25 protein-coding genes and 1 pseudogene are annotated in these 21,028 nt (G+C 73.6%); 15 read left to right on the forward strand and 11 right to left on the reverse strand.

The annotated features are described in order from the left end of the window. The first annotated feature begins 37 nt into the window (after positions 1-37). The 4 genes from ACTMS9_RS15885 (at position 38) to ACTMS9_RS15900 (ending at position 2,411) form a co-directional block, all read left to right on the forward strand. Positions 38-1,021: a YihY/virulence factor BrkB family protein gene (locus ACTMS9_RS15885; RefSeq protein ID WP_441148053.1), complete on the forward strand. Its 984-nt coding sequence runs from the start codon at positions 38-40 to the stop codon at positions 1,019-1,021. Between the two features lie 58 nt (positions 1,022-1,079). Next, on the forward strand, positions 1,080-1,496 hold the full coding sequence (locus ACTMS9_RS15890) for a DUF2795 domain-containing protein (RefSeq protein WP_210777383.1): 417 nt from the start codon (positions 1,080-1,082) through the stop codon (positions 1,494-1,496). A 52-nt stretch (positions 1,497-1,548) separates the two neighbouring features. Beyond that, positions 1,549-2,010 carry an SRPBCC family protein gene (locus tag ACTMS9_RS15895; protein ID WP_154938296.1) on the forward strand — a complete coding sequence of 154 codons (462 nt, stop codon included), beginning with the start codon at positions 1,549-1,551 and terminating at the stop codon, positions 2,008-2,010. A 140-nt stretch (positions 2,011-2,150) separates the two neighbouring features. Beyond that, positions 2,151-2,411: a hypothetical protein gene (locus ACTMS9_RS15900; protein WP_441148052.1), complete on the forward strand. Its 261-nt coding sequence runs from the start codon at positions 2,151-2,153 to the stop codon at positions 2,409-2,411. Positions 2,412-2,505: 94 nt separating this feature from the next. On the opposite strand, the gene ACTMS9_RS15905 is transcribed toward ACTMS9_RS15900, so the two are convergent. After that, positions 2,506-3,345 (reverse strand): MFS transporter, encoded by an 840-nt coding sequence (locus ACTMS9_RS15905; RefSeq protein ID WP_441165320.1) that lies wholly within the window; start codon positions 3,343-3,345, stop codon positions 2,506-2,508. A gap of 162 nt (positions 3,346-3,507) precedes the next feature. Here ACTMS9_RS15905 and ACTMS9_RS15910 point away from each other — a divergent pair, with 162 nt between their 5' ends. After that, positions 3,508-3,717, forward strand: a complete 210-nt coding sequence (locus ACTMS9_RS15910; RefSeq protein WP_280837228.1) for a hypothetical protein — start codon at positions 3,508-3,510, stop codon at positions 3,715-3,717. A 64-nt stretch (positions 3,718-3,781) separates the two neighbouring features. Here the strand turns inward: ACTMS9_RS15910 and ACTMS9_RS15915 are convergent, their stop codons facing one another. After that, entirely contained in the window at positions 3,782-4,243 is a 462-nt protein-coding gene (locus ACTMS9_RS15915) for a hypothetical protein (RefSeq protein ID WP_441165321.1), read from the reverse strand. A gap of 165 nt (positions 4,244-4,408) precedes the next feature. On the opposite strand from ACTMS9_RS15915, the gene ACTMS9_RS15920 reads away from it, so the two are divergent. Then, positions 4,409-4,777 carry a DUF6401 family natural product biosynthesis protein gene (locus ACTMS9_RS15920; protein ID WP_280837231.1) on the forward strand — a complete coding sequence of 123 codons (369 nt, stop codon included), beginning with the start codon at positions 4,409-4,411 and terminating at the stop codon, positions 4,775-4,777. 68 nt (positions 4,778-4,845) lie between these two features. Here ACTMS9_RS15920 and ACTMS9_RS15925 read toward each other — a convergent pair whose 3' ends face one another. Further along, complete coding sequence (locus ACTMS9_RS15925; RefSeq protein ID WP_350796623.1) at positions 4,846-5,721, reverse strand: mechanosensitive ion channel family protein; 876 nt, start codon at positions 5,719-5,721, stop codon at positions 4,846-4,848. Between the two features lie 202 nt (positions 5,722-5,923). Between ACTMS9_RS15925 and ACTMS9_RS15930 the strand changes: the two genes are divergently transcribed. From ACTMS9_RS15930 to ACTMS9_RS15950, 5 genes and pseudogenes are all read left to right on the forward strand, one after another. Continuing rightward, on the forward strand, positions 5,924-8,050 hold the full coding sequence (locus tag ACTMS9_RS15930; RefSeq protein ID WP_441165322.1) for an ATP-binding SpoIIE family protein phosphatase: 2,127 nt from the start codon (positions 5,924-5,926) through the stop codon (positions 8,048-8,050). A 93-nt stretch (positions 8,051-8,143) separates the two neighbouring features. Further along, positions 8,144-8,320: pseudogene (locus ACTMS9_RS15935) on the forward strand (IS607 family transposase); the annotation flags it as partial. A gap of 2 nt (positions 8,321-8,322) precedes the next feature. Then, on the forward strand, positions 8,323-9,729 hold the full coding sequence (gene tnpB, locus ACTMS9_RS15940; protein WP_441165470.1) for an IS607 family element RNA-guided endonuclease TnpB: 1,407 nt from the start codon (positions 8,323-8,325) through the stop codon (positions 9,727-9,729). Next, the gene (locus tag ACTMS9_RS15945) at positions 9,726-10,439 is read left to right on the forward strand and encodes an HAD family hydrolase (protein ID WP_441165323.1); all 714 of its coding nucleotides are present in this window, start codon (positions 9,726-9,728) and stop codon (positions 10,437-10,439) included. The genes tnpB and ACTMS9_RS15945 overlap by 4 nt, the downstream gene beginning before the upstream one ends. A gap of 69 nt (positions 10,440-10,508) precedes the next feature. Then, on the forward strand, positions 10,509-11,795 hold the full coding sequence (locus ACTMS9_RS15950; protein ID WP_280837235.1) for a cation:proton antiporter: 1,287 nt from the start codon (positions 10,509-10,511) through the stop codon (positions 11,793-11,795). Here ACTMS9_RS15950 and ACTMS9_RS15955 read toward each other — a convergent pair. Together ACTMS9_RS15955 and ACTMS9_RS15960 are read right to left on the reverse strand one after the other, a co-directional pair. Continuing rightward, positions 11,754-12,746 carry an anti-sigma factor RsbA family regulatory protein gene (locus ACTMS9_RS15955; RefSeq protein ID WP_441165324.1) on the reverse strand — a complete coding sequence of 331 codons (993 nt, stop codon included), beginning with the start codon at positions 12,744-12,746 and terminating at the stop codon, positions 11,754-11,756. The two genes, ACTMS9_RS15950 and ACTMS9_RS15955, sit on opposite strands and share 42 nt — an antisense overlap. Before the next feature lie 99 nt (positions 12,747-12,845). After that, on the reverse strand, positions 12,846-13,793 hold the full coding sequence (locus ACTMS9_RS15960) for an NAD(P)/FAD-dependent oxidoreductase (protein ID WP_441165471.1): 948 nt from the start codon (positions 13,791-13,793) through the stop codon (positions 12,846-12,848). 100 nt (positions 13,794-13,893) lie between these two features. Between ACTMS9_RS15960 and ACTMS9_RS15965 the strand changes: the two genes are divergently transcribed. After that, entirely contained in the window at positions 13,894-14,109 is a 216-nt protein-coding gene (locus ACTMS9_RS15965; protein WP_441165325.1) for a DUF3072 domain-containing protein, read from the forward strand. Positions 14,110-14,112: 3 nt separating this feature from the next. Here ACTMS9_RS15965 and ACTMS9_RS15970 read toward each other — a convergent pair whose 3' ends face one another. From ACTMS9_RS15970 to ACTMS9_RS15980, 3 genes are read right to left on the reverse strand one after another with little or no spacing between them, the layout of a single operon-like run. Further along, positions 14,113-14,613, reverse strand: a complete 501-nt coding sequence (locus tag ACTMS9_RS15970; protein WP_280837237.1) for a metallophosphoesterase family protein — start codon at positions 14,611-14,613, stop codon at positions 14,113-14,115. Positions 14,614-14,661: 48 nt separating this feature from the next. Further along, a complete protein-coding gene (locus ACTMS9_RS15975) occupies positions 14,662-15,441 on the reverse strand; it encodes a glucose 1-dehydrogenase (protein ID WP_280837238.1) in 780 nt (259 codons plus the stop codon). Further along, positions 15,441-17,288: a glycoside hydrolase family 15 protein gene (locus tag ACTMS9_RS15980; protein ID WP_441165326.1), complete on the reverse strand. Its 1,848-nt coding sequence runs from the start codon at positions 17,286-17,288 to the stop codon at positions 15,441-15,443. The genes ACTMS9_RS15975 and ACTMS9_RS15980 overlap by 1 nt, the downstream gene beginning before the upstream one ends. Positions 17,289-17,396: 108 nt before the next feature. On the opposite strand from ACTMS9_RS15980, the gene ACTMS9_RS15985 reads away from it, so the two are divergent. Then, positions 17,397-17,984 carry a general stress protein gene (locus tag ACTMS9_RS15985; RefSeq protein WP_154938322.1) on the forward strand — a complete coding sequence of 196 codons (588 nt, stop codon included), beginning with the start codon at positions 17,397-17,399 and terminating at the stop codon, positions 17,982-17,984. A gap of 52 nt (positions 17,985-18,036) precedes the next feature. Here ACTMS9_RS15985 and ACTMS9_RS15990 read toward each other — a convergent pair whose 3' ends face one another. After that, a complete protein-coding gene (locus ACTMS9_RS15990) occupies positions 18,037-18,627 on the reverse strand; it encodes a DUF1684 domain-containing protein (protein WP_441165327.1) in 591 nt (196 codons plus the stop codon). A 24-nt stretch (positions 18,628-18,651) separates the two neighbouring features. Then, positions 18,652-19,179 (reverse strand): GNAT family N-acetyltransferase, encoded by a 528-nt coding sequence (locus ACTMS9_RS15995; protein WP_441148043.1) that lies wholly within the window; start codon positions 19,177-19,179, stop codon positions 18,652-18,654. A 186-nt stretch (positions 19,180-19,365) separates the two neighbouring features. Between ACTMS9_RS15995 and ACTMS9_RS16000 the strand changes: the two genes are divergently transcribed. Both ACTMS9_RS16000 and ACTMS9_RS16005 read left to right on the forward strand, forming a co-directional pair. Beyond that, positions 19,366-19,818, forward strand: coding sequence for a MarR family winged helix-turn-helix transcriptional regulator (locus ACTMS9_RS16000; RefSeq protein WP_247658476.1), 453 nt, complete (start codon positions 19,366-19,368; stop codon positions 19,816-19,818). A 10-nt stretch (positions 19,819-19,828) separates the two neighbouring features. Continuing rightward, complete coding sequence (locus ACTMS9_RS16005) at positions 19,829-20,815, forward strand: pirin family protein (protein ID WP_441148042.1); 987 nt, start codon at positions 19,829-19,831, stop codon at positions 20,813-20,815. 46 nt (positions 20,816-20,861) lie between these two features. Here the strand turns inward: ACTMS9_RS16005 and ACTMS9_RS16010 are convergent, their stop codons facing one another. Further along, positions 20,862-20,990, reverse strand: a complete 129-nt coding sequence (locus ACTMS9_RS16010; RefSeq protein ID WP_257028442.1) for a hypothetical protein — start codon at positions 20,988-20,990, stop codon at positions 20,862-20,864. Positions 20,991-21,028: the final 38 nt, after the last annotated feature.

Raw genomic sequence — 21,028 nt, forward strand, 5'->3', positions numbered from 1 at the left:
GCGGGTGCGGGTGCGCCGGCGGGGACGGGAGCGGGAGATGGCAGCGACGACGGAGCCGACCGCGGTCGCCGGTGGCCGGGACGGCCTGCGGGTCCCCCGCCGGGTACGCCAGCTGAGCTGGTCCACCTGGCGCGGGGCGCTGGTGCGCAGCGGGCGCAACTTCGTCAAGGACAACTGCGCGGACTGGGCGGCGGCGCTGACCTACTACGGCGTCCTCGCGCTCTTCCCCGCCACCGTGGTGGTGGTCGCCCTCGTCGGCCTGGTCTCCGACGGCGAGCGCACCGTCGACACGGTGCTGGGGCTGGCCCGCGACATCGGCGCCGGCTCGGTGGTCGCCAACGACGGTTTCGTGTCGGTGGTGCGCACCGTGGTCGACCAGCAGAGCGGGGCGGAGGTGCTGCTCAGCTTCGGTCTGCTCGGCGCGCTCTGGTCGGCGTCCGGGTTCATCGGCGCGTTCACCCGGGCCTCCAACGCGATCTACGGGGTCGAGGAGGGGCGGCCGTTCTACCGGTTGCGCCCGATGCAGATCGGCCTGGCGGCCGTGTCGCTGGTCCTGCTCGCCGTGGTGGCGCTCGGCCTGATCGTCAGCGGGCCGGTGACCGACGCGGTGGGCGACCTGCTCGGCGCCGGCGGGTTGGCCCGCACGGTGTGGAGCGTGGCCAAGTGGCCGGTGCTGGCGCTGGTGATGATGACGCTGCTGTCCCTGCTGTTCTGGATCGCCCCGAACGTCCGGCAGCCGAGGTTCCGCTGGCTGACCCCCGGCGGGGCGGTGGCCCTGCTCTCCTGGATCGTCGCCTCCGCCGGTTTCGGCCTGTACGTCGCGAACTTCGGCTCCTACGACGTGACGTACGGCAGCCTGGGCGCGGTCATCGCCTTCCTGGTCTGGCTCTACCTGTCCAACTGCGCGCTGATGTTCGGCGTGCAGATCAACGCCGAGCTGCAACGGGGCCGGGTGCTCCAGGCGGGGGCGGAGGATCCGGGCGAGCCGGTCCTGCTTCCGAAGGCCCCCGCCGATTCGTGACCGCGTGCCGGGTTCGGCGTTTCCCGGGGGCCGCCAGGGGTAGCACCAAGGCATGGAACTGGAACGTGGCAGCAGCAAGCACGGACCGAGGCTCGACGAGCAGATGAGCCAGGAGGTCGCCGGCCTGGTCCAGGGCCCGGGCACCGGGGGCTCGCGCGCCGAGGAGTTCCGCGAAGCCGAGCCGGCCGGCGAGGATCAGCCGGGTACCACCACGGCGCCGGCGGGTGAGCTGCGCAGCGGCGCCCCGAAGGGGATGAGCTCTCGGGACGTCGAGGACCGCAGCCGGCTCGGGCGGTTCATCACGATGAGTGCCCTGCCGGGCGACCGCGAGACGCTGATCGCCAACGCCCGCGAGAACCAGGCGCCCGCCGACCTCATCGAGGATCTGGAGCGGCTGCCCGACGGTACGCGGTACCGCACCGTTTCCGAGGTGTGGGCCGCCCTCGGTCACAAGAACGAGACGACCCGCTGGTGACCGGATCGGCCCACGATCCGGACGAACACCGGCGGCCAGAGGAGGAATCTTCATGAGCGGCGTTACCGAGCACGTGGACGTCTCCGTCCCGATCCGCACCGCGTACGACCAGTGGACCCAGTTCGAGGAGTTCCCCCACTTCATGGAGGGGGTGCAGGAGGTCCGGCAGCTGACGGACACGATGACCCACTGGACCGTCGAGATTGCCGGGGTCAAGCGTGAGTTCGACGCCGAGATCACCGAGCAGCTCCCCGACGAGCGGGTGGCCTGGAAGTCGACCGGCGGCACCCAGCAGGCCGGCGTGGTCACCTTCCACCGGCTCGACGAGGGCAGGACGCGGGTCACCCTCCAGATGGACTTCGAGCCGCACGGCGTGGTGGAGAAGGCCGGCGACAAGCTGGGTGTGGTGGACCGGCGTGCCAAGGGCGACCTGGAGCGGTTCAAGCAGTTCATCGAGCGCCGCGGTCAGGAGACCGGCGCCTGGCGGGGCAAGGTCGACCGCCCGCAGCCGTGATCCTCTCCCCCGCACCTCACCCGTCCGATGGCCGCCGGAGAATCCGGCGGCCATCGCCGTGTCCGGTTCCGGGTGCCGTCGCCGGGCCCGACGAGTGGGCGCGGCCGTTTGCGATCATCAGCCCCGGGTACCGCCAAGGAATGACGGAGAACGACGACAGCGTGTGGCGAGACGAGCAGAAGATCCCGCTGAGGGAGCTGGACCGGGCGATCGCCCGCTCCACGCTCGACGGGCAGAGCGACGACGTCACCGGCAACGACGCCGGCGAGGAGGCCGCCTTCGGTCACGGGCCGGAAGCGGCGGACCGGGGTGCCGGGGAAGCCGAGCGGCGCGAGATGACCGACTCCGAGCGGGCGTACCGCCCCTCCACCACCGGCCGGACCGGCCCCGACACGATGTGACCGGCGGGGCCCCGGGCGGGACGACGTCGGTGCCCCGGGGGTCGAAGGCACTGCCGGGCCGCGCGAGCCTGTCCCGGTGCTGCGGCTGGTCGGCTCACCCCGTGGCGGCCCCCGGTCTGCGCCCGGCGAGGGCGTGCAGGAGCAGCAGCAGCACCGCCGGCACGGTCAGCGCCGGCCCCAGCAACGCCACCGAGGTGTGCCCGAACAGCACCCCGAGCCCGCCGGGGATCAGCGCCGCGCCGAGCCCGGCGGTCCCGATCTGGACGCCGATGGCGCGGTCCGCGTGCGCCGCGCCGACCCGCTCCGGGGTGGCGAGGGTGAGCAGCGGGTAGACCGGCGCGGCGGCGAAGCCCACCAGGACCAGGCCGGCCAGGGCCACCCAGGCCGGAGCGGGCAGCGCGATCAGCAGGGCGCCGGCCGTCATGCCGAGCAGGCTGCCCCGCAGCACCCGACCGACGCCGAGGCGCTCGGCGGCCACGCCCTGCACGACCCGCCCCCAAGCGAAGAGGCTCCCCCATTGACGTTCTCCCTGCCCTGAAGGACGGGGATTCCCTCCGTGCTGCGCGTGGAACAGTGCGTTGAGCCCGGAGTCGACGGCGCCCGAACCGAGCCCGAGGACCAGCGCACAACCGATCATCAGGGCCAGCTCCGGCGTCGAGGCGTACCCGGTGAGCGCCAGGCTGGCCAGCACCGTGCTGCCGGCCAGCAGCCGACCGACGCCGAGTCGGGCCAGGGTGAAGCCGGCGAGCACGCTGGAGGTCAGATAGCCGACGGTGCCCGCGGTGAGCACCAGCCCGACTGCCTCCGTCGGTACCCCGAGGTCGGCGCGGATCGACGGCCAGTCGACCCCGATCAGCCCGTCGGGCAGGCCGAGGCTGACGAAGGCGAGGTAGGCGAGCAGGAGCAGGGAGGCGCGGGGCGGGGTGACGGACACGGGGGGCCATCCTGCCGTACCCGCCGAGAACGCTTCCGGCCGGCGACGACTTCCCCCGAACCGGCAAAAAGCAACGCCCGGACGGGCAGGAATGCGGACAGCCCATCCAGAATCGGCCGATCGGGTGACGGCAACCGGGGGGCGCCGCGTCAGACTTTCGGGATGCAACAGGGCTCCGGCTTCCTCACCCCACGTCAGCGGCGTCTGGCCTGGCTCGGCTTTCTGCTCGCCGCGCTCCAGGCCCCGGTCTCGGCCAAGCTGGTCGCCGACGACTCCTGGCTGTTCAGCCTCTGCGTCGCGCTCATGGTGGCGACCGTCATCATCGCCGACGACACCAGCCGTCGCCGGCCGGCCGACGCGCCGTCCGACTGACACCCGGCTCACTCCCCTCGATGGGGGCAGATGGGAAGTCCGGAGCCGTGACCTCCGGGCGCCCTCAGTTCCGGGGTGAGCCGGGCTCGGCGGGGCGGGCCTCGTGCCCGGGTCGGCCCCGGGTCCGCCGCCGCTCCTTCATCTCCGCCTCGTAGAGATGGCGGCGGCCGTCCACCAGCTGGTCCCGGGCGGCGCGGTCCAGCTCGCGGAAGACCGCGTAGTAGTTGTCGTCGAAGTCCTCGACGATCTGGAACGTCCACCGACCGGCGATCACGTTGCGGCCGAGCAGCTCGGTGCGGACCCGCTCCGCGAGGTCCTCGTGGCCGGCGGCCCGCAACTGCGCGACCGCGTCGTCGAGCATCAGGTCGGCGTGCCCGATCAACTGGTGCAGCGAGTAGAGGTGCCCGCGCGCCCGCTCCACCGTCTCCAGCGCCTCGCTGAGCTTGCCCAGCGCGGCCACCGTCTCGTCGGTCACGCCGTCCGGCCGGCGGTGCTGCTGGTCCGGGCCGTCGTCGTGCTGTCCCATCCGTCCCTCCAAGGTGCCGGCTGCGCCCATTCGCGCGCGGTTCTCCTTCTGCCCACGCTCCGCCGGGTCAATCCCGGCGGAGGAGGGCGGCCGACCGGAAGAGGACCCGGGACCGGCCGAGCGGCCGAGGCCGCCCGGGCCGCCGGGTGACTACCCTCGGTCCCCATGCGTCTGCCGTACTCCCAGGTCGCGACCCGGACCGCCGCGAGCGCGGCGCGGTCCGCCCTCGCCCTGCTCAGCGCCTCGGTCGGCGTCTCCGGCCTCGCCGCGGCGGCCGCCAACCCCGGCCTGCTCGCGATGGTCGACCAGCACGCGGCCGCGGTACGCGACAGCCTCGACGGCGACCGGCGGCGGCTGACCCCGGCGGCGCTGGTCGGCTACGCCGACGGGCTGCGGGCGGCCGCGCTGGAGCACGGCCTGACCCTGCCCACCGGCACGATCGACTGGACCGAGCCGGACTGGCTGCGCATCCGCCTGCTGGCGGTCTGCGCGCTGGCCCGCACGCTCGACCCGCGCCACCTCGAAGCGGCCTGACCCACTCCGGAGACGACGGAGGGGCGTCCGCGCCACGCACGGACCCCCTCCACCGGTACGCCTCCGACTCAGGTCCCCGGACGGCGGAACTGCTGGGTCTCCTCGCCCACGTTGCCGGACTGGTACGTACCCCGGCCCCCGGCCGCCGCCCTGGCCTCCTCGGCGCTCGCCATCGGCTGAACGCGCTCGGCGCCCCGATCGGCCATCTGACGGCTCATGTCGCCCCGCCCGGCCGCCTGGGCCTGGCGGTGCACCTGGATCGCCCGCGACTCCTCGGCCATCCGGTCCAGCCATCGGTCCCAGCGGCTCTGCATCGGCTTCACCAGACCACCGCCGACGCCGACGATCAGGATGCCGGCCACCGTGGCGAGCACCGCGATCAGCACCGGCGTGGTCACCGTGGTGGCGACGCCCACCTGGTTCAGCGCGGCGATGATGCCGAGCGCCAGGATGAAGACCGCCGTCAGGTCGCCGAGGATCCGGCCGTACGAGAGGCCGCCCAGCGCGCCGGTGACCAGGTCCCGGACGGCGTTGGCGATCGCGGCCGCCACGACCACGATGACGATCGCCACGAACGCGCGCGGCAGCCAGGCCACGACGCCCCGGATCAGGTCACTGATCGCGTTGGGTCCCCACACCCCGAAGGCGAACTGCAGGGTGAACAGCAGGACCGCGTAGTACGCGAGCTTGGCCAGGATGTCACTGGCGTCGTACTTCGTGCGTTCCAGTGCCCGTTTGATGCCACCCCGTTCGACCGCCCGGTCGAACCCCACCCGTTCCAGTACCTTGTCCACGATTTTGAGTACCGCTCGGGCGATGATCCAGCCCACCACGAGGATCGCGATGAACGCGATCGCCCTCGGGATGAAGAGCAGCACCGACCTCCACATGTCGGCCACGGCGTCGCCGATGTCGGCCTGCCTGACCGCAAGGGTTTCCGGCATGATGTCCCTCCTGTCGCATGGACTGCGCCGGCCGGATACCCGGTCGCTCAGGGTGCACGCCGCGACACCCAGGATCAATTTCCCGACATATCCCCCGAAAGACCTCCTGACCTGCCCTAACATCACCGCGCCCGGGGCCGTCCGGCACGGTCGGGAGGCATGATCCAAACCTCTGCGCGACGCTCCGGCTAGGCTGCGTAACATGCCAGGCACGGTCGGGCGAGTCCCCACGCCACCACCCGCCGCCCCCGGACCGGCCCCGGTCTCGCAGGTGACGGCGACCGTGCTCGCCCACCCCTGGGCGGGCACCCCGCTCGGGCCGCCGCAGCGGTGGGACCCGGCGGTCCGCGCCCTGGTCGACGTGATCCTCTCCTCGCCGGTGCCGATGGCGCTCTACTACGGCGACGAGTTCGTGCTGCTCTACAACCAGGGCTACTCCGAGCTGATCGGGGACCGGCACCCGGACGCCCTCGGCCGGCCCGCCGGCGAGGTCTTCGCGGACCTCTGGCACACCCCCGGGGTGGGCGACGTGATCGAACGGGCCTACCGGCGGGGCGAGTCCTTCCTCCAGCGGGAGTCGATGCTGCCGGTCGACCGGCACCTGGCCGCCACCGGCGACCACGCCGTCTTCACCCGCGGCCACTCGCCGGTACGCGACAGCACCGGCCGGATCGTCGGCGTGTTCACCGTGGCGGCGCAGACCACCCAGCTCACCCAGCAGTTGCAGAGCCTCAGCGACTTCGCCGCCGCGCTCTCCGGCACGCTCACCCTCGACGACGTGGCCCGGGTGACCCTGCGCTACGCGCTGCACTCCTTCGACGCCGACCGGGTGACCTTCGCCGTCGACGACGGCCCCGGCTGGCGGATGGTCCGCCGGATCCGGGGCGAACTGCTCGACGAGGCCGACGAGCGGCTGCCTCCGCTGTGGCGGCCCACCGCCGCGGACTCCCCCTTCCCGGTGGTGGTGACCGCGCGCAGCGGCGTGCCGTACTTCGTCGGCGACGGTGAACCGCTGCGGGCGAGCGCGATCGACCGGCACGACCAGAAGATCCGCTCGCTGGCCGCGCTGCCGCTGCGCTCCTCGGTGATCCGCGGCGGCCTCGCCGTCGGCTACCGGACGCCGCACGGCTGGTCTGCGGCGGAGCGGGCGTTGCTGGCCGCCTCCGCGGAACTGGTCGGCCAGGCGGCCGAGCGGGCCCGCCGGTTCGAGACCCAGCACGGCACCGCCCAGCTGCTGCAACGCAGCATGCTGCCGGAGCGGCTGCCGGCGCTGCCCCGGCTGCGCATCGCCGCCCGCTACGACCCGGGCGTCGACGGCAACGCCGCCGGCGGTGACTTCTACGACGCCTTCGTGCTGCCCACCGGCGACCTGGGCGTGGTCCTCGGCGACGTCGCCGGCCACGACGTGCAGGCGGCGGCCCGGATGGGCCAGGTACGGGCGGCACTGCGCGCCCTGGCGCTGGCCGACCCGCGCCCGGACGCCGTGCTCACCGGGCTGGACCGGCTGGTGGCCAGCCTCGGCACCGAGACCGGCACCCAGGAACTCTTCGTCACCGTGGTCTTCGGCGTGGTGGACGCCGACCGCGGCGAGATCACCCTGGCCAGCGCCGGGCATCCGCCGCCGCTGATCCGGCGCTGCCACCCCGACGGCTCGGCGACGGCCGCCTTCGTCGAGCTGCCGGCGGGCGCCCCGCTGGGGCTGGGCTGCCGGCCGCGTACCGCGACCGTGCCGTTCCAGCCCGGGGACACCCTGCTGCTGTACAGCGACGGGGTGGTCGAGCGGCGGCGGCAGAGCCTCACCGCGGGGCTGGACGTGCTGGTCACGGCGGTGGCCGACGCGGCCAGCGGCGACCCGCGCGCGCTCTGCGCGGTGGCCACCGGAGCGGTGGACGGGGCGACCGAGGACGACGTCGCGGTGCTGGCGGTGGAGCACGCGCGGAAGCCGAGCCGCTCGGCGAGCATGGAGATGCCGGCCGAGCCGACCGCGCCGAGCCGGGTGCGGCACTGGCTGACCGCGCAGCTGACCGACTGGCGGGTGCCGGAGGCGGTGATCGGCGCGGCGGTGCTGTGCACCAGCGAGCTGACCACCAACGCGCTGCTGCACGCCGGCACGGCCGCCCGGGTGGAGATCGACCTGAGCCCGGAGCGGCTGCTGGTGTCGGTCGCCGACTCGGGCACCCGGGGCACCGTGACCCGGGCGCAGACCGACACGTTGAGCAGCCGGGGCCGGGGCCTCGGCCTGATCGAGCAGCTCTCCGACGCCTGGGGCACCGACCCCACGGTCCGTGGTTCGACGGTCTGGTTCGAGATCCTCATCCCGGCGGGATGAGCACGGGCGTCAGGGCCGCCCGAACGGGGTGCCAGGAGCGAGCTTGTCGAGCCCTTTGGTGTCACCTGGAGCGCTATGGTGTCTTGCGTGAATCTGGCGCAGGGTCGACGGCTGCTGGTCGTGGATCCGTCCGGGGTCGACGACGACCTGGTGCGCGACGTGACGGAGATCCTCACCTCGCTGTGCGCTCGCCTGCACGGCGACAGTGCACCGACCAGCCGCGCGTGGCGGGCGATCAACGCCGCCGCCGAGTCGGGCGAGCCGACGTGAAGATGATGCAGGCGTACCGCTACGCGCTCGACCTGACTCCACGGCAGGAACGCGCGGTGCTGGCGCACGCCGGGGCGGCCCGGGTGGCGCACAATTGGGCCCTCGCCCGGGTGAAAGCGGTGATGCACCAGCGCGCCGCCGAACGCTCCTACGGCGTGCCCGATGAACTGCTCACCCCGGCGATCGGGTGGACGCTGCCAGCCCTGCGCAAGGCGTGGAACGCCAGCAAGGATGAGGTTGCGCCGTGGTGGCGGGAATGCTCCAAGGAGGCGTTCAACACCGGACTCGACGCCCTGGCTCGAGCGTTGAAGAACTGGGGCGACTCACGTAAGGGCGCGCGCAAGGGGCGCCTCGTTGGCTTTCCCCGGTTAAAGTCGCGCCGCCGCAGTGCGCCGACTGTTCGATTTACCACCGGCGTAATCCGCGTCGAGGCCGACCGGCGGCATATCACCCTTCCCCGGCTGGGTGCGCTGCGCTTGCACGAGTCGGCTCGTAAGCTGGCTCGGCGGGTGGAGGCAGGCAGCGCGCGGATCCTGTCCGCGACGCTGCGACGCGAGGGCAGGCGCTGGTTCGTGTCGTTGACCTGCGAGGTGCAGCGTGCCACCTGCATCCCCGCCCGGGCTGGCTCGGTAGTCGGCGTAGACCTCGGCGTGAAGCACCTCGCGGTGCTGTCCACCGGCGAGCAGATCCCCAACCCGCACCACCTCGTGGCCGCGTCGCGGCGGATGCGGCGCCTCGCCCGCGCGGTGACCCGCTGCGTAACCCCCGACCGACGGGTGCACCGAGCAGGATCAAAGCGGTGGGTACGTGCCCAGGATGCGCTCGCCCGTACTAACGCCCGCGTGGCGAACCTGCGGCGTAACGGCCTGCACCAGTTCACCACCCGACTGACACGGGAGCACGGCACCGTCGTTGTCGAAGACCTCAACGTCGCCGGGATGCTGCGCAACCGCCGTCTGGCCCGGCACATCGCCGATGCCGGCTTCGGCGAACTGCGACGGCAGCTCGCCTACAAGACCGAATGGAATGGAGGTCGGCTGGTCACTGCCGACCGCTGGTATCCATCCTCCAAGACGTGTTCGGGCTGCGGCGCGGTGAAAACCAAGCTGGCCCTGTCCGAGCGAACCTACGCCTGCACCGCCTGCGGCCTCATCCTCGACCGAGACTTGAACGCCGCGCTCAACCTCACCGCCCTGGCGCGCGAGGTTGCCGACGCCCGGAGTGGCCGGGAGTCGTCAAACGGACGTGGAGCCGACCGTAAGACCTTGCTTGCGGGGCTGGTGGCTGCGAAGCGTCTACCCGGCACCGCGAAAGCGGGTCAGACCGGGACCGTCCCACCGCAAGGCGGGACTACCAACCGTGTACTCAGCAAAGCCCACGGAACGGTAACGGTAGGAGGACGCCCATGAGCGCAGAGAGTCCCTCCGGCGTCCTCTTCGACGTCGACGGCACGCTGGTCGACACCACCTACCTGCACACGGTGAGCTGGTGGGAGGCGCTGCGGCAGGCCGAGCACCGGGTGCCGATGTCGCTGATCCACCGGTCCATCGGGATGGGCTCGGACAAGCTCCTGGACCACCTGCTCGGCCCGGAACGGGATCGGTCCGCCGACGGCAAGCTGCGCGACGCGCACGACAGCCTCTTCGCCGAGTACTGGGAGCGCCTCGCCCCGCTGCCCGGCGCGGCGGAGCTGCTGCGCGCCTGTGCCGCCCGGGGCCTGCGGGTGGTGCTCGCCACCTCCGCCGCCGAGCACGAGGTCGGCGCGTTGCGCGCCGCGCTGGACGCCGACGACGCGGTCGACACCGTCACCTCGTCCGCCGACGCGCAGCAGAGCAAGCCGGCGCCGGACATCCTGGTGGCCGCCCTGGAGCAGGCCGGCCTGGACGCCCGGCGGGTGGTCTTCGTCGGCGACTCGGTCTGGGACGTCGCCGCCGCCGCCAGGCTCGACATCCCCTGCATCGGGCTGACCTGCGGCGGTACCAGCCGGGGTGAGCTGGCCGGGGCGGGCGCGGTCGCCGTCTACGACGACCCGGCGGCGCTGCTGGCCGCGTTGGCCGACTCCCCCCTCGTCACACCGAGGCGGACGTCACCGCGGGACAAGCCGGACACCGAGGCTTAGCTCCCCGGAGCACGGGGCACAGTCCCCACCTCGCGCGCGGGCGCGGGCGAGGTGCGAGAGGTGGTGGGCGTGGAACCGGTCGATGTCGCGTTCGCGCTGGTGGGCGTGGGCGCCCTGCTGGCCGGGATCCTGCCCCGGGTGCTGGAGCGCCGCCCGCTGTCCATGCCGATCGCGTTCCTCGGGCTGGGCATGCTGGTCTTCCTGCTGCCCACCGGGCTGCCGTCACCGGACCCGCTGGCCCATCCGGAGCTGACCACCCACCTGACCGAGGTCGGGGTGATCGTCGCCCTGATGGGCGCCGGTCTCAAGATCGACCGGCCGTTGAGCTGGCGGCGGTGGTCGTCCACCTGGCGGCTGCTGGCGATCGCGATGCCGGTGTGCATCGCGGCGGTGACGCTGCTCGGCTGGTGGTGGGCCGGCCTGGTGCCGGCCGCCGCGCTGCTGCTGGGGGCGGCGCTGGCCCCGACCGACCCGGTGCTCGCCGCCGACGTGCAGGTGGGCGAGCCCACCGATGTGGAGGACTCCGAGGACGAGGTCCGTTTCGCCCTCACCTCGGAGGCCGGCCTGAACGACGGGCTGGCCTTCCCGTTCGTGTACGCCGCCATCGCCATCGCCACCACCAGCCTCGCCCCGGCGGACTGGCTCGCCGACTGGTTCACCGTCGACGTGCTCTACAAGCTCGTCGTCGGCGTCGGCGGCGGGCTGCTCGTCGGCTGGCTGCTCGGCAAGCTGTTCTTCCGCGCCCCCAGCGAGCTGCGGCTGGCTCGGCACGCCGAGGGCTTCCTCGCCCTGGCCGCCACCTTCCTGGCGTACGGGCTGGTGGAGGTGATCGGCGGGTACGGCTTCCTGGCCGTCTTCGTGGCCGCGCGGGCGATCCGGGCGGCGGAGCGTACCCACGAGTTCCACTCGGTGCTGCACGACTTCGCCGAGCAGGTCGAGCGGCTGCTGACGGTGCTGTTGCTGCTGCTCTTCGGCGGCGCCGTGATCGACGGCCTGCTGGCCCCGCTGACCTGGCCGGCGGCGGCGGTCGGACTGGCCCTGCTCTTCGTGGTCCGGCCGCTGGTGGCCTGGCTGTCGCTGCGGGGCGCGCCCGGCCGACCGGCCGAGCACTGGGTGATCTCGCTGTTCGGCATCCGTGGCGTCGGGTCGTTCTACTACCTGGCGTACGCCACCAGCAGGACCGACTTTCCCCAGGCCGACCTGATCTGGGCGACCGTCGGGCTGGTGGTGGTGGTGTCCGTGGTGGTGCACGGGATCGCCGCGACCCCGGTCATGCAGCTGCTCGACCGGGCGGGCGAGCGCACGAAGGAGCCGTCAGAGCGGGGCGAGCCCGCACTCGGCGGCGTCCGGGGCTGACCGCGGGGCGGGCACCGCGACCGGCGCCGGCAGGTCCAGGTGCACCCGGACGGTGGTGCCACCGTCGACGGTGCGGATGTCGACCAGGTCGCAGAGCTGCTGCACGAGCAGCAGCCCGCGTCCCCGCTCGGCTGACGCCGGGGCCGGGATCCGGCCGGCGAACGGGTCGGTCAGCGTGCCGTGACTGCTGATCTCGCAGACCAGCTCGTCCGGTGCCGCCACCCACCAGCGGGCCGTGGCCGGCCCGCCGGCGTGGGTGATCGCGTTGGCGGCCAGCTCGGTGACGGCGATCCGCAGGTCGTCGACGCGGTCGGCGGGCAGTCCGGCGGCGACGGCGGTGGCGGCGACGGCGGCCCGCAGCGCGGCCAGGCCGGCCGCCTCGACCCGCAGCGTCGCCGCGTCGTCCGGGGCCGGGGGCAGCGCCTCGGCGCAGCCGGCCAGCACCGTCTCGGGCTGCTGGTAGCCGGCGCTGGGCCGGGCCAGCGCCCCGCTGCGCACGACGGGGTGGGTCCGCCCCACGTCGGCGAGGGCGTCGGCGGGCAGCCGGGAGCGGTCGAAGAGGCAGAGCGCGCTCAGCGGGTACGTCCGGAGCGCCAGGTTGATCATGGCTTCGTGCTCGACGCAGTGCCGGTACGCCGCGGACCGGCGGCCCGGCCAGAGCGACTCCCCCACGATCCGCAGCCGGCGGCCGGGGAACCGGTGCACGAAGTCGCGCAGGGCGGTGGGGATGATCGCCGCCGGGTTGCGCCCGATGGTGCTCATGTCGGCGAGGGTCACCCCGGCGACCGCGCCGAGAGCGGTCCCGACCTGGGCGAGCCGGTACGCGGGGACGGCGACCAGGACCGGCTCGTCGGCGGCCCGGCCGGCCGCCACGAAGGCGGTGATGGCGTCGAGGTAGTCGTGGTCGTCGGCGTAGAGCAGCGCGTCGTGCCGCAGGCCCCGGCCGGTCACGCCGTCCCCCGCCGTCCGGAATCCCCGTCCACGTCGCGCACACCTCCCCCGAGGCGACGATACGCCCCCGGCCGGCGGCGGTGCGCGCACCGGTACCGGTCAGCCACGCACGGCGAGCACCCGCTCGGCCAGGGCGCGCCCCAGGTCCCGCCCGGAGCGCCACGCGCTCTGCACCCGGGGCCGGCCGAACGCGTCGCCGGCCAGCCCGACCCCGTCGTCGTCAAGGTGGTACGTCCCGTCCCCGCCGGCGGTCGGACGGGCGTACGTCCAGCGGTGCACGTGCACCAGCTCGGCCGGCTCGGGCAGCCCGAGCAGGTCGCGCACCGCCTCCTCGACGGCCGGCCCGGCGGCGGTGGGCTGGGCCAGGTGACGGGCGGCGAACTCCGGCGTGGTGTGCGCGACGAGCACCGGGGCGCCGTCGCCGCGCCGGTCGCCGTCGTCGCAGACCAGCGCGAGCAGCGGGTGGTCGTTGACGAAGGCGCCCCGGAAGTCGGGCCAGCGGCGGCTCGGAAAGCGCAGCACCGCGCTGAGCGTCGGCGCCCAGCGCTGCTGAAGCGCGGCACGCGTCGCGGCGGCCAGCTCCGGGTCGAGCAGCAGCGCCGCCTGGGGGCCGGGCATGCACAGGGCCACCGCGGCGCACCGGGCTCCGTCCACCGTCGGGCCCGGCTGTACCGCCATGACCAGCCGGTCCACGCTCACCGGCAGGTCCCGGGCCAGCTCCTCGACCAGTGAGCGCAGGCCGCGCGGGGCGGCCCAGCGGGTCGGACCGGTCACCTCGCGCCGGCCGTCCGGGCCGTACGCCACGAAGGTGTCGGTCCACTCCCGGACCAGCCCGGCGGCCCGCCACCCCCGCACGACCTCGGCGAAGTCGGGGTCGTCGACGGTGAGGTACGCGGCGCCGGTGTCGGCGGGGCGGCCGTCGAAGCGGCGGCTGGCCAGCCGCCCGCCCGCCACCCGGCCCCGTTCCCGGATCTGCACGTCGACGCCCGCCCGGACCAGCTCCATCGCGCACGCCACGCCGGCGATGCCGGCCCCCACCACGATCACGCCCGAGTTCACCGGGTGATCGTATGTGCGTCGGCGGCGGGCGGCATGAAGGACCGACACCGCGGGTAGGGGTACACCTGTTCGAAGAAAGGTGGACATCATGGCCGACCGCAACAGGCAGCAGCCCGAACCGCGGGGCGCGATCAAGGACCCGGACGAGTGGGTGACCGGCGAGGAGCCGCCGACCGCCGCCCAGGAGTCGTACCTGCACACGCTGGCCCGGGAGGCCGGCGAGGAGGTGCCGGACGACCTGACCAAGGCCGAGGCGTCCCGGCGGATCGACGAGTTGCAGGAGGAGACCGGCCGGGGCCGGTGACGCTCAGCGCGGGGGCAGGCGGTGCAGCTCGACCTCGTCGAGCCGCCCCGCCGCTACCCGCGCGGTCAGATAGGTGGCGTACGGCTGGGACCGCCGGTCGGTGGGCGAGCCGGGGTTGAGCAGCCGCAGCCCGCCCGGCGCGACGCTGTCCCACGGGATGTGCGAGTGGCCGAAGATCAGCAGGTCCCGGTCGGGGAAGCGGGCCGCGCAGCGCTCCTCGCGCCGGGTCTTCGGCCCGGTCTCGTGCACCACCGCCACCCGCAGGCCGTCCAGCTCGACCCGGGCCACCTCGGGCAGTCGGGCCCGCAGCTCCGGGCCGTCGTTGTTGCCGTACACGCCGACGAGCCGGCGGGCCCGGGCGCTCATCGCGTCGAGCAGCGCCACGTCGACCCAGTCACCGGCGTGCACCACCACGTCGGCGGCCTCCACCGCCGACCAGACGGGCGCGGGCAGGTCACGCGCCCGCTTCGGTACGTGGGTGTCGGCGAGGATGACCAGGCGCATCCCGCCATTCTCCGCCAGGCATCGGGTGCGGGTGGGCACCCGGCGCGCTCAGGCGCCCTGGCCCTGGTTCTGCATCAGGCCGCCGTCCATGAAGTACGTCGACCCGGTGACGTAGTCGGCGTCGTCGCTGGCGAGGAAGACGGCCAGCTTGGCGATCTCGCCGGGCTGGGCGGCGCGCTTCCACGGAATGGACTGCACCTGTTCCTCCAGGTACTGCGGATCGTCGATGGCCCGCTGGTTGAACGGGGTGAGCACCATCCCAGGTCCGATGTTGTTGACGTTCATCCGCATCGGCGCCACCTCCAGGGCGAGGCTCTTGGCGAACTCCAACATCGCGCCCTTGCTGGTGTCGTAGTCCGCGCCGCCGGCCCGGGCCACCTCCTGGTGGATCGAGGTGATGTTGATGATCTTTCCCTGCCCGCCCTGGTCGCGGCGGTGCCGCACGAACCGGCGGGAGCAGAAGAACGTCCCGTAGACGTTGATCCGGATGGCCCGGTCCCAGGTCTCGGTGTCCAGGTCGGCGACGGGGATGCCGGAGGCGTCCACGCCGGCGTTGTTCATCAGGACGTCCAGGGTGCCGAACTCGGCGAGGGCCTCGTCGAACATCGCCTCGACCTGGTGCTCGACGCTGATGTCGCCCTGCACCACCATGGCCCGCTGGCCGGCCTTCTCCACCTCGGCCCTGGTGTGGTTGGCCCCGGCGTGGTCGTGCAGGTAGTGCACCACCACGTCGGCGCCCTCCCGGCCGAACTCGATCGCCGTGGCCTGCCCGATACCCGAGTCCGAGCCGGTGATCAGGGCGGTCCTGCCTGACAGTCGTCCGGTCATCAGCGTGCTCCCTCCCTGGGTCCCGTACCGGCCGGCACGGGCTGTCGGTCGCCTTCCCTGGCCCTGCGAGCCCGCTCGTCGGCGGCGGTGAGATGACCCGCCGCGTTGATCAGGCCGATGTGCGAGAACGCCTGCGGGAAGTTGCCGAGGTGTTCCCCGGTCGCCTGGTCGATCTGCTCGGCGTACAGCCCGAGGTCGTTCACCCGGGCGGCGAGCTGTTCGAAGATCCGGCCCGCCCGGTCCCGCTCCCCCGCCATGGCCAGGCAGCCGACCAGCCAGAACGAGCAGATGACGAAGCCCGCCGGATCGTCGTCCCAGCGGCGCAACAGGCCGTCGCGGGACAGCCGCCGCTCCACCACGTCCATCGTGGAGCGCATCCGCGGGTCGTCCGCCGGCAGGAAACCGACCAGCGGCATGAGCAGCACCGAGGCGTCCAGCTGGTCGGAGTCGAAGGCCCCGGTGAAGGCGCCGAGCCGCTCGTTCCAGCCGCGCGTCAGCACCGCCGCCCGCACCTCGTCGCGGGCCGCCGCCCAGCGGGCCACGTCCGCCGGGCCACCCAGCCGGGAGCCGAAACGGACCGCCCGGTCCAGCGCCGTCCAGCACTGCACCTTGGACGAGACGTAGTGCCGCTCCGCGTCGCGCGCCTCCCACATCCCGGCGTCCGGCCGCCGCCAGTCCGACACCGCCCGGTCGGCCAGCGCACGCAGCAGGTGGCGGACGTCCGGCGACATCGGGTCCAGGTAGTACCGCATCAGCCAGGCCGCGTCGAGGACCTCGCCGAGCACGTCGGTCTGCCGCTGCCGCCAGGCGTCGTTGCCGACCAGGACCGGCCGGCTGTTGTCGTAGCCGGAGAGGTGGGCGAGGGCATGCTCGGTGAGGTCCCGTCCGCCGTCGACGCCGTACATGATCGGCACCGGCTCGTCGCCGATCCGGCCCATCGCCCGGCCCACCCAGGAGAACTGCCGGTTCGCCTCGTCCGGGCAGGCCGCCAGCCAGAGCGCCTGAAGGGTGAGGCTGAAGTCGCGCACCCAGACGAAGCGGTAGTCGTAGTTGCGGTCACCGCCCAGTTGCTCGGGCAGCGACGTGGTCGCCGCGGCCACCACCGCTCCGCTGGGCCCGTAGGTCATGCCCTGCACCACCATCGCGCTGCGCCGCACCGCGTCGCGGTAGCGGCCCTGGTAGTCGTCGTGCAGAGCCGCCCAGGACCGCCAGCCGGCGACGGCATCGGCGACCACCTGGTCGGCGTCGGGCGTGGCCGGCTGCGCGTCGCCGTAGGCCGGGGCGTGCCCGAGGGTGAAGCGGTAGGTGTCGCCGGCGCGGACGGTGATCCGGGCGGTGGCCCCGTCCTCTCCGCAGTCCAGCGCGACGTCGGCGCGCAGTCGCAGTCGGCAGCCGCCGCCGGCCGCGTCGATCACCCCATCGGAGTTCGTCAGATAGGCGCTGACCCTCCCGTACTCGAACCGGGGCTGGTAGTCCACCAGCATTGGCACCTCGCCGGCGAGTCCCTCGACCACCCGGGCGAGCACCCGCGGGGAGCGCCGGCCGATGTCGTGCCCGCGCGCCCCGGGCTCCAGCGCCAGGGCGTCGGTGACGGCCACCGCGCCGGTCGTGGTGGTGAAGACGGTACGCAGCACCAGCGTGTCGTCCAGGTAGGAGCGTTCGCTGGTGTACCCGCCCTCGGGCTGGATCGACCAGTGCCCCGCCCGGTCGTCGAGCAGCCGCCCGAACGCCGACGGCGCGTCGAACCGGGCGGGGCACCACCAGTTCACCGAGCCGGCACGATCCACCAGCACGGCGCTGCTGCCGTCGGCCAGGAACCCGTGCTCACTGATCCGTCCGCTCTGCACGCCGGTGCCTACCCGGGCCGGCGAAGCAGCATTCCTCGACGTCGGCGGCGGTTGGGCGTTACCGGTGGGGACCGTCGGGAAGACGGGTGGCCGACGAAGGAGGCAGCGATGACCAGACCCTCGAACCCGACCGCGGCCTGGCGTCCCGGGATGCCGGGCGACGAGAACCTCCCGTCCGGTCCGGCCGGCCGGCCGGCCGCGCCCAGCGGTGACGGGCACGGCCCGCAGACCGGGCCGCCCACCGTGACGATCGGCTCGTACCCGGACTATCCGTCCGCACAGCGGGTGGTGGACTACCTGGCCGACAACCGGTTCCCGGTGGAACACACCGCGATCGTGGGGACGAACCTGACCCTGGTGGAGACCGTGCTCGGCCGGTTGACGACCGGGCGGGCCGCGTTGCTCGGCGCGGGCACCGGAGCCTGGTTCGGGCTCTTCATCGGGCTGCTGTTCGGCATCTTCACGGTCGGCAACTGGCTGGCGGTGATCCTGGTCGGGCTGGTCATCGGCGCGATCTGGGGTGCCGTCTTCGGCGCGGTCGCGCACGCCATGTCCGGCGGTCAGCGCGACTTCACCTCGGCCAGTTCGCTGCGCGCCGGCCAGTACGCGGTCACCGTGGACGCGAACCTCGCCGACCAGGCGCGTCAGCTGCTGGGACGGATGCACCTCACCCCGACCGGCGCGACGGCCCGCTGAGCACGTACCCCGACGCCCCGGCGCATCGCGCGCCGGGGCGTCACGGCGTGGGTCAGGCCCGGTGGTACGCCAGCTCGCCGGCCCGGATCGGCACGTCGACCCGGTTCTCCGGCGGGGCGAGCGGGCAGGTCCACCGGTCGTCGTAGGCACAGCTGGGGTTGTAGAGGTAGTTGGCGTCCAGGCGTACCCGGCCGCCGGGCAGCACGGTGAGCCCCCGGCCGTACGTGCCCTTGACGGTGTCGGTCAGGTACCGGCCGCCACCGTAGCTCTCCCGGCCGCTGGTGCCGTCGCGCAGCGGCACGAAGAGCCCGCCCCCGTACGCCTCGATCCACCACAGGGTCAGCGGGCCCCACGGGGTCTGCGCCACCGCCACCCGCCGGTAGGTCACCACGCCGTCCGGGCCGCCGGTGTCGATGCTCTCGGTGCCCGAGGCGGGGCGCAGCGGCGCCTCCACGACGGCGTCCGGGTTCGGCGGGAACCAGCCCAGCCCGGTGAAGGCCGCCCGGTCGGCGGCGGGCACCGGACTCTGCGGGTGCCCGGCGAACAGCTCGTCGCGGGCCGCCCGGAAGCCGGCCAGGTCGAGGTCGGAGAGGTAGAGCCGGGCCACCCGCTCCCGCCAGTCGAGCAGTTCGAGATCGTCCACCCGCCGAGCCTAACCGGGCCCGGGTCAGGGGTCGGTGGCCAGCCGGGCGTGCAGGTGCTCGTCGTGGCGGCGGCCGTCGCCGTACCGGTGGGAGTCACGCATGGTGCCCTCGATCGGGTACCCGGCCCGCGCGGCGACCCGGCAGGAGGCCGGGTTGGCGACCGCGTGGCAGAGCTCGATGCGGTGCACCCCCAGGTGGGCGAAGGCCCACCCGCCGAGCGCGGTGACGGCCCGGGAGGCCACTCCCCGGCCCCGCGCGGCGGCGGCCGTCCAGTAGCCGATCGAGGCGTTGCCGTCGTGGATCTGGAAGAGCGAGGCCCCGCCGAGCAGGGTGCCGTCGGCGGCGTCGGTCACCGCCAGGGACAGCCGGTCCACCGCCGTCGGGTCCGCGCGCCGACGCAGCCACTCGCGCGCCCCGGCCTCGTCCCGTACGCCCTGCGGGTTCCACCGCTCCACCTCGCGTTCCCGCAGCGCCCTGAGCACGGCGGCGGCGTCCCGCGTCCGCCAGGCGCGCAGCAGCAGACCGGGGGCGGTCAGCTCGACGGGATCCACGGGCCGGAGTGTGGCACGGCGTGCCGCCGGCCCGCCCGCGCTTTCCGCCGATCGCGTTCCTTCACAACTGAAGCACCCGGCCGCTCGACCCCGCTCCGCCGGTCGTCGACAGCTCGAAGAGAGCTTGTTTAAATTTAAAGGAGTGCTACAGTCGTAGCCGTGACGGAGGGTCTGGACAGCGCGCGGATGGCCGGCTGGCGCGCGTACATCGAGGCGAGCCAGCGGTTGTTCACCCAGCTGGAGGACGACCTGCGCGCCGACCGCGGCCTCAGCTTCGCCGACTACCACGTGCTGGTCCTGCTCGCCGAGGCGCCGGGGCAGCGGCTGCGGATGGGCGAGCTGGCCGACCGCCTGGTCTTCTCCCCCAGCCGGCTGACCTACCAGATCACGTCCATGCAGCGGCGCGGCCTGGTCGCCCGGGAGTCCTGCCCGCAGGACCGCCGGGGCAGCGAGGCGGTGCTGACCGCCGCCGGGCTGCTCGCCCTGCGCGAGGCCGCACCGGGGCATCTGGCCTCGGTCCGCCGGCACCTGATGGACGACCTCGACGACGCCGAGGTCGCCACCCTGACCCGGGTCTTCGAACGACTCGGCCGGCGCCTGCGCGCCGACCGCGACGCGTCGTCCACCCTGAGCGACTAAGGAGTTCGCGATGCCCGCCATCACCGTCGACGACGTCCTCGTCCTGCCCCGCCTGCCCCGGCTCGACGAGAGCACCAGCTTCCGTCCGGTGCGCCGCCTGATCACCGCCCCGCGCGGCTACGAGGGCGAAGGCTTCCCGGTGCGCCGGGCCTTCGCCGGGGTGCCGATGACCGAGCTGGACCCGTTCATCCACCTGGACCAGATGGGTGAGGTGGACTACGCGCCGGGCGAGCCGAAGGGCACCTCGTGGCACCCGCACCGCGGCTTCGAGACCGTGACCTACATGATCGACGGGATCATGGACCACCAGGACTCGCAGGGTGGTGGCGGCACCATCACCAACGGCGACACCCAGTGGATGACCGCCGGCCGTGGCCTGCTGCACATCGAGGCGCCGCCGGAGCACCTGGTGATGAGCGGTGGCCTCTTCCACGGCCTCCAGCTCTGGGTCAACCTGCCCAAGGTGGCGAAGATGAAGCCGCCGCGCTACCAGGACATCCGTGGCCGGGAGGCGGCGCTGCTCACCACGCCGGACGGCGGGGCGCTGATCCGGGTGATCGCCGGCGAGGTGGCCGGGCACCGGGGTCCGGGCTCGACCCACACCCCGATCACCATCGCGCACGTGACGCTCCAGCCCGGCGCCGAGCTGAGCCTGCCCTGGCGGCCGAACTTCAACGCGCTGGTCTACGTGCTGGGCGGCCGCGGCACCGTCGGCACCGACCGGCGGCCGGTGCGCACCGGCCAGCTGGCCGTGCACGGCCCGGGCGACGCGCTGCGGGTCACCGCCGACGCCCGGCAGGACGCCCACACCCCGGCGCTGGACCTCTTCATCATGGGTGGCCGGCCCATCCGGGAGCCGGTGGCGCACTACGGGCCGTTCGTCATGAACACCCGCGCCGAACTGGTCCGGGCCTTCGAGGACTTCCAGGCCGGCCGGCTCGGGGTCGTCCCCGCCAAGCGCCTGCCGCACACCGGCGGCCAGGGCAGGCGTCCCTGATCGCACGCCGGGGCGCCCCGGTCCACCGGGGCGCCCCGCGTCGGTCTCAGGAGACGGCGAAGATTCCGGCGACCCCGAGGATCACCATGAGCAACACCGCCAACAGCGCACCCCGTTCACTCTCCACCGCCTGAGGGCGGTACTCGGTCACGGGGTTCGTCGTCTCGGCGGGCATGCTGTGGCCTCCTCGGTATGCGCGTCTCGGGTCCGACA

Origin of the sequence: Micromonospora sp. L31, assembly GCF_052068075.1 — a bacterium.
Lineage (GTDB): Bacteria > Actinomycetota > Actinomycetes > Mycobacteriales > Micromonosporaceae > Micromonospora > Micromonospora purpureochromogenes.

Excerpts from the sequence above, each read along its gene's own strand:
- ACTMS9_RS15885 (WP_441148053.1), top strand. The coding sequence starts at position 38 with ATGGCAGCGACGACGGAGCCGACCGCGGTCGCCGGTGGCCGGGACGGC.
- ACTMS9_RS15895 (WP_154938296.1), top strand. The coding sequence starts at position 1,549 with ATGAGCGGCGTTACCGAGCACGTGGACGTCTCCGTCCCGATCCGCACC.
- ACTMS9_RS15900 (WP_441148052.1), top strand. The coding sequence starts at position 2,151 with ATGACGGAGAACGACGACAGCGTGTGGCGAGACGAGCAGAAGATCCCG.
- ACTMS9_RS15910 (WP_280837228.1), top strand. The coding sequence starts at position 3,508 with ATGCAACAGGGCTCCGGCTTCCTCACCCCACGTCAGCGGCGTCTGGCC.
- ACTMS9_RS15915 (WP_441165321.1), bottom strand. The coding sequence starts at position 4,243 with ATGGGACAGCACGACGACGGCCCGGACCAGCAGCACCGCCGGCCGGAC.
- ACTMS9_RS15920 (WP_280837231.1), top strand. The coding sequence starts at position 4,409 with ATGCGTCTGCCGTACTCCCAGGTCGCGACCCGGACCGCCGCGAGCGCG.
- ACTMS9_RS15925 (WP_350796623.1), bottom strand. The coding sequence starts at position 5,721 with ATGCCGGAAACCCTTGCGGTCAGGCAGGCCGACATCGGCGACGCCGTG.
- ACTMS9_RS15930 (WP_441165322.1), top strand. The coding sequence starts at position 5,924 with ATGCCAGGCACGGTCGGGCGAGTCCCCACGCCACCACCCGCCGCCCCC.
- tnpB (WP_441165470.1), top strand. The coding sequence starts at position 8,323 with ATGATGCAGGCGTACCGCTACGCGCTCGACCTGACTCCACGGCAGGAA.
- ACTMS9_RS15945 (WP_441165323.1), top strand. The coding sequence starts at position 9,726 with ATGAGCGCAGAGAGTCCCTCCGGCGTCCTCTTCGACGTCGACGGCACG.
- ACTMS9_RS15965 (WP_441165325.1), top strand. The coding sequence starts at position 13,894 with ATGGCCGACCGCAACAGGCAGCAGCCCGAACCGCGGGGCGCGATCAAG.
- ACTMS9_RS15970 (WP_280837237.1), bottom strand. The coding sequence starts at position 14,613 with ATGCGCCTGGTCATCCTCGCCGACACCCACGTACCGAAGCGGGCGCGT.
- ACTMS9_RS15975 (WP_280837238.1), bottom strand. The coding sequence starts at position 15,441 with ATGACCGGACGACTGTCAGGCAGGACCGCCCTGATCACCGGCTCGGAC.
- ACTMS9_RS15985 (WP_154938322.1), top strand. The coding sequence starts at position 17,397 with ATGACCAGACCCTCGAACCCGACCGCGGCCTGGCGTCCCGGGATGCCG.
- ACTMS9_RS16000 (WP_247658476.1), top strand. The coding sequence starts at position 19,366 with ATGGCCGGCTGGCGCGCGTACATCGAGGCGAGCCAGCGGTTGTTCACC.
- ACTMS9_RS16005 (WP_441148042.1), top strand. The coding sequence starts at position 19,829 with ATGCCCGCCATCACCGTCGACGACGTCCTCGTCCTGCCCCGCCTGCCC.
- ACTMS9_RS16010 (WP_257028442.1), bottom strand. The coding sequence starts at position 20,990 with ATGCCCGCCGAGACGACGAACCCCGTGACCGAGTACCGCCCTCAGGCG.